Origin of the sequence: Streptomyces sp. W16, assembly GCF_033194735.1 — a bacterium.
Taxonomy (GTDB): Bacteria; Actinomycetota; Actinomycetes; order Streptomycetales; family Streptomycetaceae; genus Streptomyces.
In genome coordinates this window covers 15,052-27,869 of the sequence record NZ_JAWOAI010000066.1, presented here as the reverse complement: position 1 = coordinate 27,869, position 12,818 = coordinate 15,052, and the positions used below count along the sequence as shown (strand labels likewise).

15 protein-coding genes are annotated in these 12,818 nt (G+C 68.3%); 9 read left to right on the top strand and 6 right to left on the bottom strand.

Annotated elements, in window-relative coordinates; all coding sequences use genetic code 11:
* Positions 1-278, top strand: a 278-nt coding sequence (locus tag R6V09_RS11905) for a DUF1275 family protein (RefSeq protein WP_317881354.1), incomplete at its 5' end; no start/stop codon positions are given.
* A 67-nt stretch (positions 279-345) separates the two neighbouring features.
* Entirely contained in the window at positions 346-930 is a 585-nt protein-coding gene (locus R6V09_RS11900) for a TerD family protein (RefSeq protein ID WP_317881353.1), read from the top strand.
* A 57-nt stretch (positions 931-987) separates the two neighbouring features.
* On the opposite strand, the gene R6V09_RS11895 is transcribed toward R6V09_RS11900, so the two are convergent.
* Entirely contained in the window at positions 988-2,223 is a 1,236-nt protein-coding gene (locus R6V09_RS11895; RefSeq protein ID WP_317881352.1) for a cytochrome P450, read from the bottom strand.
* A 232-nt stretch (positions 2,224-2,455) separates the two neighbouring features.
* Between R6V09_RS11895 and R6V09_RS11890 the strand changes: the two genes are divergently transcribed.
* Complete coding sequence (locus R6V09_RS11890) at positions 2,456-3,625, top strand: steroid 3-ketoacyl-CoA thiolase (RefSeq protein ID WP_317881351.1); 1,170 nt, start codon at positions 2,456-2,458, stop codon at positions 3,623-3,625.
* 61 nt (positions 3,626-3,686) lie between these two features.
* On the opposite strand, the gene R6V09_RS11885 is transcribed toward R6V09_RS11890, so the two are convergent.
* A complete protein-coding gene (locus R6V09_RS11885; RefSeq protein WP_317881350.1) occupies positions 3,687-4,706 on the bottom strand; it encodes a zinc-dependent alcohol dehydrogenase in 1,020 nt (339 codons plus the stop codon).
* 142 nt (positions 4,707-4,848) lie between these two features.
* Between R6V09_RS11885 and R6V09_RS11880 the strand changes: the two genes are divergently transcribed.
* The 4 genes from R6V09_RS11880 to R6V09_RS11865 are packed head-to-tail and all read left to right on the top strand — an operon-like array spanning position 4,849 to position 9,038.
* The gene (locus R6V09_RS11880; protein ID WP_317881349.1) at positions 4,849-5,430 is read left to right on the top strand and encodes a TetR/AcrR family transcriptional regulator; all 582 of its coding nucleotides are present in this window, start codon (positions 4,849-4,851) and stop codon (positions 5,428-5,430) included.
* Positions 5,427-6,569 (top strand): serine hydrolase domain-containing protein, encoded by a 1,143-nt coding sequence (locus R6V09_RS11875; RefSeq protein ID WP_317881348.1) that lies wholly within the window; start codon positions 5,427-5,429, stop codon positions 6,567-6,569. The genes R6V09_RS11880 and R6V09_RS11875 overlap by 4 nt, the downstream gene beginning before the upstream one ends.
* 49 nt (positions 6,570-6,618) lie before the next feature.
* A complete protein-coding gene (locus R6V09_RS11870) occupies positions 6,619-8,208 on the top strand; it encodes an AMP-binding protein (RefSeq protein ID WP_317881347.1) in 1,590 nt (529 codons plus the stop codon).
* Positions 8,209-8,213: 5 nt separating this feature from the next.
* The gene (locus R6V09_RS11865; RefSeq protein ID WP_317881346.1) at positions 8,214-9,038 is read left to right on the top strand and encodes an enoyl-CoA hydratase/isomerase family protein; all 825 of its coding nucleotides are present in this window, start codon (positions 8,214-8,216) and stop codon (positions 9,036-9,038) included.
* Positions 9,039-9,045: 7 nt separating this feature from the next.
* Here R6V09_RS11865 and R6V09_RS11860 read toward each other — a convergent pair whose 3' ends face one another.
* Positions 9,046-9,948: a LysR family transcriptional regulator gene (locus R6V09_RS11860; RefSeq protein WP_317881345.1), complete on the bottom strand. Its 903-nt coding sequence runs from the start codon at positions 9,946-9,948 to the stop codon at positions 9,046-9,048.
* A 139-nt stretch (positions 9,949-10,087) separates the two neighbouring features.
* On the opposite strand from R6V09_RS11860, the gene R6V09_RS11855 reads away from it, so the two are divergent.
* On the top strand, positions 10,088-10,975 hold the full coding sequence (locus R6V09_RS11855) for an SDR family oxidoreductase (protein WP_317881344.1): 888 nt from the start codon (positions 10,088-10,090) through the stop codon (positions 10,973-10,975).
* On the opposite strand, the gene R6V09_RS11850 is transcribed toward R6V09_RS11855, so the two are convergent.
* The gene (locus R6V09_RS11850; RefSeq protein WP_317881343.1) at positions 10,959-11,162 is read right to left on the bottom strand and encodes a DUF397 domain-containing protein; all 204 of its coding nucleotides are present in this window, start codon (positions 11,160-11,162) and stop codon (positions 10,959-10,961) included. The genes R6V09_RS11855 and R6V09_RS11850 overlap by 17 nt on opposite strands.
* Positions 11,119-11,982 (bottom strand): helix-turn-helix domain-containing protein, encoded by an 864-nt coding sequence (locus tag R6V09_RS11845; protein WP_317881342.1) that lies wholly within the window; start codon positions 11,980-11,982, stop codon positions 11,119-11,121. The genes R6V09_RS11850 and R6V09_RS11845 overlap by 44 nt, the downstream gene beginning before the upstream one ends.
* Positions 11,983-12,109: 127 nt before the next feature.
* Between R6V09_RS11845 and R6V09_RS11840 the strand changes: the two genes are divergently transcribed.
* Positions 12,110-12,502: an ATP-binding protein gene (locus R6V09_RS11840; protein WP_317881341.1), complete on the top strand. Its 393-nt coding sequence runs from the start codon at positions 12,110-12,112 to the stop codon at positions 12,500-12,502.
* Between the two features lie 10 nt (positions 12,503-12,512).
* Here the strand turns inward: R6V09_RS11840 and R6V09_RS11835 are convergent, their stop codons facing one another.
* Positions 12,513-12,812 carry a hypothetical protein gene (locus R6V09_RS11835; protein ID WP_317881340.1) on the bottom strand — a complete coding sequence of 100 codons (300 nt, stop codon included), beginning with the start codon at positions 12,810-12,812 and terminating at the stop codon, positions 12,513-12,515.
* Positions 12,813-12,818 lie beyond the last annotated feature (6 nt).

Genomic DNA, 12,818 nt, shown 5'->3' with positions numbered 1-12,818 from the left:
CGATGGGCCTGCGCAACGCGGTGGTCCGCAAGCTCAAGGTCACCGACTTCTCCACCACCACGGTCCTGACGATGACCCTGACCGGTCTGGTCGCCGACTCGGTCGCGGGCCACGGCCGGGGCCCCGGCACCTTCCGCCGCCTCTCGGCGGCCGTGGCGATGGCGGTCGGCGCGTTTCTCGGCGCGTGGCTGGTCCTGCACCACGACCTGCGCTATCCGCTTCTGCTCTCGGCCCTGGCCGCCGGGGTGTTCGCCGCGATCGCATCTGGAAGGGAGTAGCCCAAAGCCCGCCCAAGAAGGCAGAATTCGTGCGTCTGAGTCCCACGATCAAGAGGATCGATCACACATGATCACGCTCACGAAGGAAGACGGTCCGGCGGATCTGGACGGAGTGACCCATCTGGAGATCGGGGCGTCCTGGGACCCCACCGTCGGCAGCAGCGGCGGCATCATCGGGAAGCTGCGCCAGAAGGCCGGTACGGACCTCGACCTCATCGCCATCGCGCTCCAGGGCGTGGAGCCGGTGCGGCTCGCCGGCCTCGACTCCCTCGACCCGCTGGGCAACGGCTCGCTGGTGCACAGCGGCGACAACCAGACCGGCAAGGGCTCCGGCGACGACGAGACGGTCACCGTCGACCTCGGCAAGATTCCGGCCGCCATCACGTCGATAGTCTTCATCGCCGCCGCCTACAAGAAGGGCAGTTCCTTCCAGAAGGCACGGAACATCGCTTTCAAGGTGTACGACGCGACCGGCGGCAGCACCCAGCAGGTCGCCGAGATCTGGCCCAACCTGCTGAGCGCCGACAACGGCTGCGCGGTCGCCAAGGCGGTCCGGGAAGGCGCCAGTTGGAAGCTCCAGGTCATCAACGAGACCGGGAAGATCAAGCAGGGGGACGAGCGGGAGCTCATGAAGTTCGCGGTACGGAAGTAAGCACAGCGGTGATGGAGGACGGGCCGGCGGCGCCGGGAGGCCGCCGGCCCGAGCTTCTCAACCGGCGGTCACCTGAAGCTCCTTGACGCCGTTGATCCAGGCGGAGCGCAGCCGGCGTGGGTCGCCCGTCAGGGTCAGGTCGGGCATCGCGTCGGCGATCGCGTTGAAGATCAGGTCGATTTCGAGGACCGCGAGGGACTTGCCGAGGCAGTAGTGTGGGCCCCCGCCGCCGAAGCCCAGATGCGGGTTCGGATCGCGCATGACGTCGAAGACGTCCGGGTTCTCGAAGACTTCGGGGTCGTGGTTGGCCGAGGCGTAGAAGATGCCGACCCGGTCGCCCTTCCGGATCAACTTGCCGCCGAGTTCGGTGTCTTGAGTCGCCGTCCGCTGGAAGGCGTTGACCGGGGTGGCCCAGCGGACGATCTCCTCGGCGGCGGTCGAGGGACGCTCGCTCTTGTACAGCTCCCACTGCTCGGGGTGGGTGAGGAGGGCGTGCATGCCGTGGGTGATGGCGTTGCGGGTCGTCTCGTTCCCGGCGACCGACAGCATGAGCACGAAGAAGCCGAACTCGTCGGAGTTCAGGTTGCCTTCGTCCTCGGCGGCGACCAGGGTGCTGACGATGTCGTGGGCCGGGCACTGCTTGCGCTCGGCGGCCATTCCCATGGCGTAGGCGATGAGTTCGGCGGCGGACTCGGCGCCGACCTGCTCCGTGATGGCGTACTCGGGATCGTCGTACGCGATCATCTTGTTGGACCACTCGAAGATCTTGACGCGGTCGTCCTGCGGGATGCCGATGAGTTCGGCGATGGCCTGGAGGGGCAGTTCGCAGGCGACCTCGGTGACGAAGTCGAAGGGGCCGGAGTGGGTGCGGGCGTTCGCCACGATCGACTGGGCCCGGTCGCGCAGGCGTTCCTCCAGGGCGCGGATCGCCCGTGGGGTGAAGCCGCGTTGGACGATCTGGCGGACGCGGGTGTGCTCGGGCGGGTCCATGTTGAGCAGGATCAGCCGCTGGGCGTCGAGCGAGGCGCGGTCCATGTGCTCGCCGAAGCGGATGATCGCCGTGTTGAGGGTCGAGGAGAAGATCTCCGGGTGGGTGGAGACGTACCGGACGTCGGCGTGCCGGGTCACGGCCCAGTAGCCCTCGTCCTGGAACCCCGCGATGTTGACGGGCTGCGGGATCCAGCGCACCGGCTCGGCCGCGCGCAGTTCGGCGAACTCCGGTAGGGGCACGCGCTGGTGGAGCAGGTCCGGGTCGGTGAAGTCGAACCCGTCGGGGAGAGCTGGACAGGGCATGGGCACTCCAGCCGTTATCTGACGGTCCATCAGGAACATGGGAATGCCCGTGAAGGTAATAACGGGTTCTACAAGTCGCAAGAGGCACGGCAAGCCGAATTCCCTGCACGACCCTTGCGGTTGTGTACGGCCTGTCAGCAGACTGCACACAGAACTAGAACGCGTACTAGTTCTGCGTGGCGGGTGGCCGGGACGCCCGCGCCGCGCGGTGGACGAGGAGAGGACGTGTCCCATGGCCGCGGAACCCGTCATCGTGGAAGCCGTACGCACTCCCATCGGCAAGCGCGGCGGCGCGCTCGCCAATCTGCATCCCGCCTACCTGCTGGGCGAGACCTACCGTGAACTCCTCGGCCGCACCGGCATTCACGCCGACTGCGTCGAGCAGATCGTCGGCGGCACGGTGACCCACGCCGGCGAGCAGTCCATGAACCCCGCGCGCAACGCCTGGCTCGCCATGGGCCTGCCGTACGAGACGGCGGCGACCACGGTCGACTGTCAGTGCGGCTCCTCGCAGCAGGCCTCGCACATGACCGCCAACCTGATCGCGGCGGGCGTCATCGACGTCGGGATCAGCTGCGGTGTCGAGGCGATGTCGAGGGTGCCACTGGGGTCGGGGTCCAAGCACGGGCCGGGGAAGCCGTTCCCGGACGAGTGGAACGTGGACCTGCCCAACCAGTTCGAGGCCGCCGAACGCATCGCCCGCAACCGGAAGTTGACCCGCGAGAACGTCGACTCGCTCGGCCTTATCTCGCAGGAGCGGGCGGCGATCGCCTGGTCCGAGGAGCGGTTCAAGAAGGAGACGTTCGCCGTCCAGGTGCCGACGACGGAGGACGAACAGCGCGCGGGCCACGGCATGTGGCGGCTCGTCGACCGCGACGAGGGACTGCGCGACACGTCGATGGAGGCGCTGGCGAGGTTGAAGCCGGTCATGCCGACGGCCGTCCACACGGCGGGCAACTCGTCCCAGATCAGCGACGGCGCCTCGGCGATCATGTGGGCGTCGAAGCGGATGGCGCGGGCGCTGAAGTTGCGGCCCCGGGCGCGGATAGTGGCTCAGGCGCTGGTTGGATCGGATCCGCACTTCCACCTCGACGGCCCGATCGACGCGACGCGAGCCGTGCTCGGCAAGGCGGGCATGACGCTCAAGGACATCGACATCGTCGAGATCAACGAGGCCTTCGCGTCAGTGGTGTTGAGCTGGGCGCAGGTCTTCGGGCAGGACCTGGAGAAGGTCAACGTGAACGGCGGTGCGATCGCCCTCGGGCATCCGGTCGGGGCGACCGGCGCCCGGCTGATCACCACCGCGCTGCATGAACTGGAGCGCGCCGACAAGGAGTTCGCGCTGATCACGATGTGCGCGGGCGGGGCGCTGGCCACGGGCACGATCATTCAGCGACTCTGAACCACCGGAGTCAGGCCGTCCGCCGCGAAAGCCTTTGCGCGGCGGGCGGCCTGACCGTGTGTCATTTCGCGGCCACGAGCATGCGGGCCGGTTCCAGCATCGCCTCGGGCAGGTCCTCCCAGTCCACAAGCGGGGAGTAGAAGTCCGAGGGCTTGAACTTGGCGGCGGCTACGGCATCGAGGGCCGCGGAGACGTTCGAGGCACTGTTGTAGCGCGCGAGGCGCACGGTGATGCCTTTCATGAACACGGGGAACGCGGGAAACGGTATCTCGCCGGTCAGACCACCCATGCTCTCGAAGAAGCCCTCCCCCGCGAGCAGGTCGAGCCCGCGGTGGAACCACTCGACCCTCGCAGACGCCTCGATCGCCAGGTCGAACAGGCCACCCTCGCCATCGGCCGGGGGCTCGGCCGCGGTCTCCGCTCCGTACTGCTCGGCGAGGGCCCGGTTGGCGGGGTCGGGATCGACGTAGAGGACGTGTTCGGCGCCGTAGGCGAAGGCCAGGGCGGTCTGGAAGAGGCCCGTGATTCCCGGGGCGAGCAAGAGGACCCGCCTGCGTCCGCCGTCTACGATGTGGCGACGGGCCAGTTCCTCGGTGGCGCCGGCGATGTCGCCGAGGGTCACGCAGTCGAGGGGGTCGATCCCGGCGGGGATGCGGTGCAGCATCTGGTCGGCGTAGGGGACGCGCACGAGGTCGTCGAAGAGACCGCCCCACGCTCCGTTCACCGCCACGCCGAAGGTGGCGCCGTGGGGCGTGGTGGCGCACTGGCCGCTCCAGCCGCGCCGGCACGGCTCGCACTGCCCGCAGGACACCTCGGGCGACACGACCACCAGGTCTCCGACCGCTACGCCGGTGACCGTGTCCCCAATGGCGACGACCTCGGCGACCGCGTTGTGCCCGAAGGCGTATCCGGGCGGTATGGGCAGCCGGCCGTGCAGGATCGGCACGTCCAGCGGACAGCGGGCGGCGATCACCGGCCGTACCAGCGCGTCGGTGTCGCCGGTCAGCACCGGTGCGGGCACTTCACGCCACTCAAGCCGGCGGGGCTCGACGAACCAGAGGGACCGCATCGAATCAGTCATGAGCAGATCCTATACCTGGAGCCATAGAAGATTGAGTGCCATGGGTCACATTGGAAACCGTTTACGGCGACCAATCAGCCCTCTTCGCCCACTCCCGAAGGAATGAGCTATAGTCTTGGCTATAGAACGCGAGGAGGTTGATGTGCCCAGCAAGCCACGGACCGATGTACGCCGCCGGATGCTGTTCGCCGGGTTCGAGACCGTGCAGGAGAACGGTGTCGACGCGACGTCGCTGACGGAGGTCGCCGACCGGGCCCAGGCGCCGCGCGGTTCGATCTACCACCACTTCCCCGGCGGCAAGGCCGAGCTGCTGCGTGACGCGATCCGCCTGGCCGGGACGCTGCGCAGCAAGCAGATCGCGGCCCTCGTGGCCGACGACGACCCGACCCGGATCGTCGACGAGATCATCGACATGTTCCGGGAGCAGCTGCGGGCCAGTGACTACCGCGCCGGATGCCCCGTCGCCGCGAGCGTGATGCACGGCGACAACTACCCCGAGGCGATGACCGCCGCCGGTGAATCGTTCTCCTCCTGGGAAGAGCTGATCACCCAGGGCCTGTGGCAGCGCGGACTGACGATGGAACACGCCCAGTCGCTGGCCACGATGGTCCTCACCTCCATCGAAGGCGCGCTGCTGCTGGCCAAGGCCCAGCGGAACACCCGGGCGCTGGACCGCATCCAGCCCGAACTGACCAAGGCGATCACCGCGGCGGTGCAGGGGTGACGACGACTGACGTGTCCGGTGTGTGCGACGACCGTTTCGCCGGCCTGCGCGCGCTGTTCGCGAAGAACATCGACGCGGGCGACGAGCTGGGCGGATCGCTCGTGGTCGACGTCGGCGGTGCGCCGCTGGTCGACATCTGGGGCGGCTGGGCGGACCGGCAGCGGACCAGGCCGTGGCAGCGGGACACGCTCACCAACGTCTGGTCGTGCACGAAGACGGTGACCGCGCTGGCGGCGCTGCTGCTGATCGAGCGTGGTCTCCTCGATATCGACGCCCAAGTGGCGCGGTACTGGCCGGAGTTCGCCGCCGCGGGCAAGGAAGACGTGCGAGTGAGGCACGTGTTGTCCCACACCTCAGGCGTCCCGGCATGGGAGCAGCCGATAACGATCGAGGACGTCTACGACACCCAGGGCGCGGCGGCCCGACTCGCCGCACAAGCCCCGTGGTGGACGCCCGGCACCGCGTCCGGGTATCACGTGCTCAACTACGGGCATCTGGTGGGCGAGTTGATCCGGCGGGTGGACGGCCGCACCCTCGGCCGGTTCGTCGCCGAGGAGATCACGGGTCCGCTGGGCGCCGACTTCCACATCGGCCTGCCGGACAGCGAAGCCGACCGGGTCGCCGATGTCGTTCCGCCCCAGGGCGCGTCGCTCGATCCTTCCGCGCCCGACCCGGACCACATCAGGTTGCGAACCTTCACAGGACCGTTGGTCGGCCCACGTGAATCGCTGACACCCGAGTGGCGTCGCGCCGAGGTCGGCGCGGCCAACGGCCAGGGCAACGCCCGCTCACTCGCCAGGATCCAGTCCGTCGTCGCCTGTGGCGGTGCGGTCGACGGGGTGCGGTTGCTGTCGCCGGAGACGATCGCCCTCATCTTCCGGCCGCAGTCCGACGGCCCGGATCTGGTACTCGGCGCGCACCTGCGCTTCGGCATCGGCTACGGCCTGCCGTCACCCTCCGTTCCGTACATCCCGCAAGGACGCGTCTGCTTCTGGCCCGGGTTCGGCGGATCGATCGTCGTGGCCGACACCGAACGCCGGACCACGATCTCCTACGTCATGAACAAGATGGGTGCCGGGCTGCTGGGCAGCGACCGCACGATCGCCTACGTCAACGAGGTCTACGCCGCCCTGAACTGACTGCATGTCAGCGACCAGCCACCTCCCGTGAACCCCCGGAGGCATGTCCATGAGTTTCGCCGGCCCCTTCCCCGACGTGCGGATCCCCGATGCCGGGCTGCACGAGTTCCTGTTCGCCGATGTGAGCCCCGCGGACCGGCACCGGGTCGCCCTGACGGCGGCGGAATCGGGCGAGCAACTGACCTACGCGGCGCTGGTCGCGGGCATCGACGCCTTCGCCCGCGAGCTGGCAGCCGCCGGTGTGGGAGCGGGCGATGTGGTGGCTCTGCTGCATCCGAACGCTCCGGCGTTCGCGGTCGCGTTCCACGGCATCATCCGGTCGGGCGCGATCGTGACCACGATCAACGTGATGGCCACCGGCCCGGAGATCGCCAAGCAACTCACCGCGGCCAAGGCCGTGTTGCTGGTGACCGCGCGCGCCTTCCTCCCGCAGGCCGAGGAGGCCGTCCACAGCGCGGGACTCGACAAGGCGGCGATCCTGCTCCTGGACGGCGAACGGGCCGCACACGACCACTCCGGCCACCGGATTCCGCTGGCCACCCGACTCCAACCCGCGGAGCGCATGGCCGTGTTGCCGTTCAGTTCGGGCACCACCAGTGAACCGAAGGGGGTGATGCTCACCCACCGGAACCTGGTCGCGAACGTCACGCAGATCGCACCCCTTCTGGACCTCCGCGCCGACGACGTCGTGCTGGCGGTACTGCCGTTCTTCCACATCTACGGCATGACGGTGCTGATGAACTCCGCGCTCGCGGCCCGGAGTCGGATAGTGACCATGACGCGGTTCGACCTGACCGGGTTTCTGGAGACCGTCCAACGCCACCGTGTCACCTACGTGTTCATCGCGCCCCCGGTGGCGGTGGCCCTGGCCAAACACCCGCTGGTCGACGACTACGACCTGTCGTCGCTGCGGATGCTGGTGAGCGGCGCGGCCCCACTGGAGGAGGAGTTGGGCGCGGCCGTGTCGAAGCGTTTGTCGGTGCCGGTCGTGCAGGGCTTCGGGATGACGGAACTGAGCCCCGTCAGCCACCTGGTGCCGACCGCCGACGGCGGTGTCTCCATCGCCGGCCGGCGTGCGCCGATCGCGGCGAGCGGCTGGCCGGTGCCCAACACCGTCAACAAGCTCGTCAATCCCGCGACCGGTGCCGAGATCGGCGTACCCGCGGACGGTCTGAGCGAGCCGGGCGAACTCTGGGTGCGGGGCCCGAACGTGATGGCCGGCTATCTGGGCAACGCCGACGCGACCGCCGCGACCGTGGACGCGGACGGGTTCCTGCACACCGGAGACCTGGCCAGGGTGGACTCCACCGGATGCGTCTACATCGTCGACCGCATCAAGGAGCTCATCAAGTACAAGGGCTACCAGGTTCCCCCGGCCGAACTGGAAGCACTGCTGCTCACGCACCCGGCCATCGCCGACGCCGCTGTCATCGGCATCACCGACGCCGACGGCGAGGAGATCCCGAAGGCGTTCGTGGTCAGCGCCGACGAGACGCTGACCGCCGACGAGGTGATGACGTTCGTCGCGGCGCGGGTCGCACCGTACAAGAAGGTGCGAGCGGTCGAGTTCCTGACCGCGATACCCAAATCCCCGGCCGGGAAGATCCTGCGCAAGAACCTCCGAAATCCGAATGGATGACAACAATGAGTAATCACTCGCAGTTCGATGTGCACGTGGTGTCGCCGTCCTACTGGAAGGTGACCTTCGAGAACGCCCCGATGAACCTCATCGATCTCGACACCATCGAGCAGATCGCCGATCTGGTGACGCGTATCGAGCAGGACCCCGATCTGAACGTCGTGGTCTTCCAGAGCGCCAACCCGGACTTCTTCATGGCGCACCTCGACCTTCTGCTGGACAACAAGCGCGCCGCCGCGATGCCGGCCGGCCCCAGCGGGCTCCCCCTCGTCTCGGACAACCTGCTGCGGCTGAGCAAGGTCCCGGCCGTCACGATCTCGGCGATCAACGGCCGGGTCCGGGGCGCGGGAAGCGAGTTCGTCCTGAGCACCGACATCCGCTTCGCGGGCCCGGGCGCCGTCCTGGGCCAGCCGGAGATCGGCATCGGCGCCGTGCCCGGCGGCAACCCGATGGGCCGTCTTGCCGAACTGGTGGGCAGGGGCCGCGCGATGGAGATCATTCTCGGAGGCGACGACTTCCCGGCCCAGCTCGCGGCCGAGTACGGCTACGTCAACCGCGTTCTGCCCGAAGGCGAGTTGGACGATTTCGTCGATACGTTCGCCCGCCGCATCGCCGGTTTCGAGAAGCCCGCGGTCTCCGGCGCGAAGGAGTTCGTCGACGCGGCCACCACGATCCCGGCGAGCGACTACGCGGCCTCCCTGGACGCGTTCCGGCGCACGGCGAGTCGTCCGGAGAGCGCGGATCGCGTACGCAGCCTCTTCGCGCGCGGCTTCCAGCAGCCCCAGGGCATCGAACTCGATCTGGGCAGGCACATCGCCGAGAAGGCCTGAACCTGCCCTAGGTCAAGTCCTGTTCGGCAGGGGTCAGTTGCGGGGTCAGTTGCTCCACCGCGCAGGCGCGGAAGGCCGCGAGCAGGGGGCGGTTCTCCTCGCCTGCGCGCATGGCCAGGACGACCGGGATGGGGTCCACGCCCTCCAGCGGGACCGTGGTCAGATCGTGCCGCAGGCCCTTCATGACGGCGCCCACCGGAACTAGCGCGACCGCCTCGCCCGCGGCGATGACTTCGAGCTTGTCCTCCAGATTCTCGACCAGCGGACCGTCCGGCACCCGCCGGCCGTCCGGGCGGGGGTCGAGGCGCCAGAACGCGTTGAACTCCGGGTCGGGGAAACGGGGTACGGGCTCGTCGGCGATGTCGTCGAGGGTGACGTACTCCTTGCCGGCCAGCCGGTGGCCGACCGGGATCAGCAGCACCCGGGGCTCTTCGTAGAGGACGGTCACGCTCAACCCATCGGTGGGGAACGGGAGTCGGCCCACCACCGCGTCGACCCGATGTTCCAGCAGGGCGGACGGCATCTCGCCCCAGCCGAGAAAACAATGATGCACATCGGCCTCCGGGCAGCGTCCGCGCAGGGCGCGCACCGCCGGGGTGACGATGAGCCCGGTCATGTACCCGACGACGACACGGCTCGGCCGCCCGGCCGCCCGTGCCACGGCGGTCGCCTCCGCCGCCGACCGCAACAGCGCCTCGGCCCGGGGCAGGAACGCCGCGCCCGCTTCGGTGAGTTGAGTGCCCTGCGTGGTCCGGTCGAAGAGCCGCACACCCAACTCGCCCTCCAGGCGCCGGACATGACGGCTCAGGGACGGCTGCGCGAGATGCAGGACGGCCGCCGCCCGGCCGAAGTGCAGTTCCTCGGCGACGACGGTGAAGTAGCGGACGAGGCGCAGGTCCAGGTCACTCATACATCGACTGTACGACGGTACGAGCTGCACTGATACCGGAAGTGAATCACGTCTTCCGGAGTCGGTCTTGGACGGGCGCGGCCGGGCGGGCGCAGGCTGGAAGCACACCACTTCCCGACCCACCTGGGGTGATTTCGTCATGCGTGTTTTCGTCACCGGCGCGACCGGATTCGTGGGCGGCGCGGTCGTCCGCGAACTGCTCGACTCGGGACACCAGGTCCTCGGCCTGGCCCGCTCCGACACCTCGGCGGAACGGCTGGCCGCGACCGGAGCGGAGGTCCACCGGGGTTCGCTGGAGGACCTCGACGCACTCCGCGCGGGCGCGTCCGCCTCCGACGGCGTGATCCACACCGGTTTCATCCACGACTTCTCGAACTACGGCCCGTGCGTCGCAACGGACTTGAGCGCGGTGGAAGCGCTGATCGAGACCCTCGCCGGTTCGGATCGACCCCTCGTCATCAGCTCGGTGATGAGCCACGGCCGCACCGAGGACGAGATACCCGACCTCACCACCCACCCCGAAATGCCGCGCCTCGCAGCCGAGTTGGCGACCCTGGCGGCAGCGGAGCGAGGCGTGCGCACGTCGGCGATACGGCTGCCGCAGGTGCACGGCGAGGGCGATCACGCCTTCGTCCCCGCCCTCATCGACATCGCCCGCGCCAAGGGTGTCTCCGCCTACCCCGGCGCCGGAACCAACCGCTGGGCCGCCGTGCATCGCGAGGACGCCGCGCTGCTCTACCGATTGGCCCTGGAGAACGCCCCGGCGGGTTCAGTCCTGCACGCGGTCGCCGACGAGGGCGTACCGGTACGGGAGATCGCCGAAGTCATCGGCAAGCGGCTGGACCTACCGGTGACGAGCCTGCCGGTCGAGGAGGCCGGGGCCCACTTCGGCTGGCTGGGCCACTTCGTCTCGCCCGACCTCACGGGAACGAGCACGCTCACGCAGAAGCGGTTCGGATGGACACCGGCCCGGATCGGCCTGCTGGCCGACCTGGACCACGACTACTACTTCAACCAACCGTCGTAGCGGTCCAGTTGACGAAGGTGGTGAAGGCGGCGGGGTCGAGGGTGAGGATCGGCCCCGCCGGGGTCTTGGAGTCGCGGATGGCGAGGGTGGTGGGGGTTGTGGGGCAGGTGGTTTCGGCGATCTCTACACAATCGCCGCCCTGGTCACTGCTGTAGCTGGACTTCCGCCACTGAGTCCCCGTCGGCATCGCGTTGTTCCCCATAACGTTCCTCCATCACGCGCCGGATCAGCGCCGCCGAGTCCCTGAGGGAGAGGGCGGCAGCCTGGAGGTGATCGTAACGCAGCGAACAATCCTTGACGGTCTCCGGGTTGGCAGTCGGATGCCCGCTTCCGTAGCTCTCCGTGTAGACGATGGACGGGTCATTCGCGAAGCGGTAGACGTTGAATGAGCCTGTCAGTCCAGCGTGCGTTCCCGCCGAGAACGGCAGGATCTGGATGTTGACCCGGGGATTGTTCTCATAGGCCAACAGGCGGGCCAGTTGGTTCCTCATCGTCTTCTGGCCACCGATCTCCAGATACAACGCGGCCTCGCTGAGGATCACCCAGAAGACCGGCGGCTCCTCCTTCGCGAAGATGCGCTGACGGCCGACTCGTACAGCGGTCCGGTCGTCCAGGTTGCTCTGGTCCAGCGTGCCGAGTACCGCGCGGGCGTACTCCTCGGTCTGGAGGAGACCGTGGATCATCAGCGACTCGAAGGAGCAGATCTCGACGGCCCGCGCCTCCAGCTCACCCACCTGCCGGAACCACGCGGGGAGTTGGCTGCGCAGCACCAGATCCAGCAACCGGGTCAGCAGCCCACCCGTGTTGAGCGCGGCGTCCACCTGCCTGCTGAACTCCAGCGTGGGCAACTTCCTCGCCGTCTCGATCTGGCCGATCAGGGAGCCGGTGTAGTTGATGATGACGCCGAGTTGCCGCTGTGTGAGACCGGCCGCTTCTCGGTAGCGGCGCAATTCATAGCCGTAGTAATCCAGCGGTGACGCCCCTGGATCGAGGGTGTTGATGTGCACGCGAAGCCCCCTGCCTCCCGACAACTGTCCGGAACTGTCCACCCGTGAACGGGTTGTATTCATACAGTTGCCGAGGGTAGCGGCGGGGCGTCAGCCTCGTAGTGTGAATGAACCAACTCCCCCCGCCATGCTGGCCTTTCCCGACCGCCAGCAGTACGTCATGCACCTCACCGTGGGTGAACACTCCGCCCGGCACATCCGCCGTATCGTCCGCTCGTTCCTGCTGGAGTGGGGCATGCCGGAGCTGTCGGACTCCGTGGAACTTGCCGTGACGGAGCTGGTCGCCAACGTCGTCCGGCATGTTCCGGACCGGCGCTGCGGGCTTCGGCTGCAGCGTCAGACGGCCGGGATCCGCGTGGAGGTGACGGACGGCCGTCCCGAACTCCCGACGCTGAACCCGGAGTTGGACACCGAGTCGGAGAACGGCCGCGGGCTCGTCATCCTGGACGCGGTGACCGACAAGTGGGGGGTGTCACCGGCGTCCAGGGGCGGAAAGACGGTGTGGTTCGAGTGCTCGTGAACTCGGGCCGTCAGGCGAGGAGTTCGGAGATCGCCATGCCGGTGTTGACCACTGCCGCCAGGACGAAGAAGCCGCCGAAGACGATGTAGGCGCACCCGGCGACTCGTTGGCCGCGGCGCGGCGGCAGCGGTGGAATCAGGAGGTCGGCCGCCCTGACCGTACTGTCCGGCATGAACGCGCCGCGTCCGGTGCGACGTTGTTTCCGGCCCACCCATATGAAGAAGGCCGCCGCCGCTGCCGTGAAGGCGGCCAGTTGGAGATGCTCACCCGGCGAGTCGGCGCCCGCGAGCGTGATGATCGTGTGCGACACGGCTGC

Coding starts and splice junctions, on each gene's coding strand:
- R6V09_RS11900 (WP_317881353.1), top strand. CDS start 346: ATGATCACGCTCACGAAGGAAGACGGTCCGGCGGATCTGGACGGAGTG.
- R6V09_RS11895 (WP_317881352.1), bottom strand. CDS start 2,223: ATGCCCTGTCCAGCTCTCCCCGACGGGTTCGACTTCACCGACCCGGAC.
- R6V09_RS11890 (WP_317881351.1), top strand. CDS start 2,456: ATGGCCGCGGAACCCGTCATCGTGGAAGCCGTACGCACTCCCATCGGC.
- R6V09_RS11885 (WP_317881350.1), bottom strand. CDS start 4,706: ATGACTGATTCGATGCGGTCCCTCTGGTTCGTCGAGCCCCGCCGGCTT.
- R6V09_RS11870 (WP_317881347.1), top strand. CDS start 6,619: ATGAGTTTCGCCGGCCCCTTCCCCGACGTGCGGATCCCCGATGCCGGG.
- R6V09_RS11865 (WP_317881346.1), top strand. CDS start 8,214: ATGAGTAATCACTCGCAGTTCGATGTGCACGTGGTGTCGCCGTCCTAC.
- R6V09_RS11860 (WP_317881345.1), bottom strand. CDS start 9,948: ATGAGTGACCTGGACCTGCGCCTCGTCCGCTACTTCACCGTCGTCGCC.
- R6V09_RS11855 (WP_317881344.1), top strand. CDS start 10,088: ATGCGTGTTTTCGTCACCGGCGCGACCGGATTCGTGGGCGGCGCGGTC.
- R6V09_RS11850 (WP_317881343.1), bottom strand. CDS start 11,162: ATGCCGACGGGGACTCAGTGGCGGAAGTCCAGCTACAGCAGTGACCAG.
- R6V09_RS11840 (WP_317881341.1), top strand. CDS start 12,110: ATGCTGGCCTTTCCCGACCGCCAGCAGTACGTCATGCACCTCACCGTG.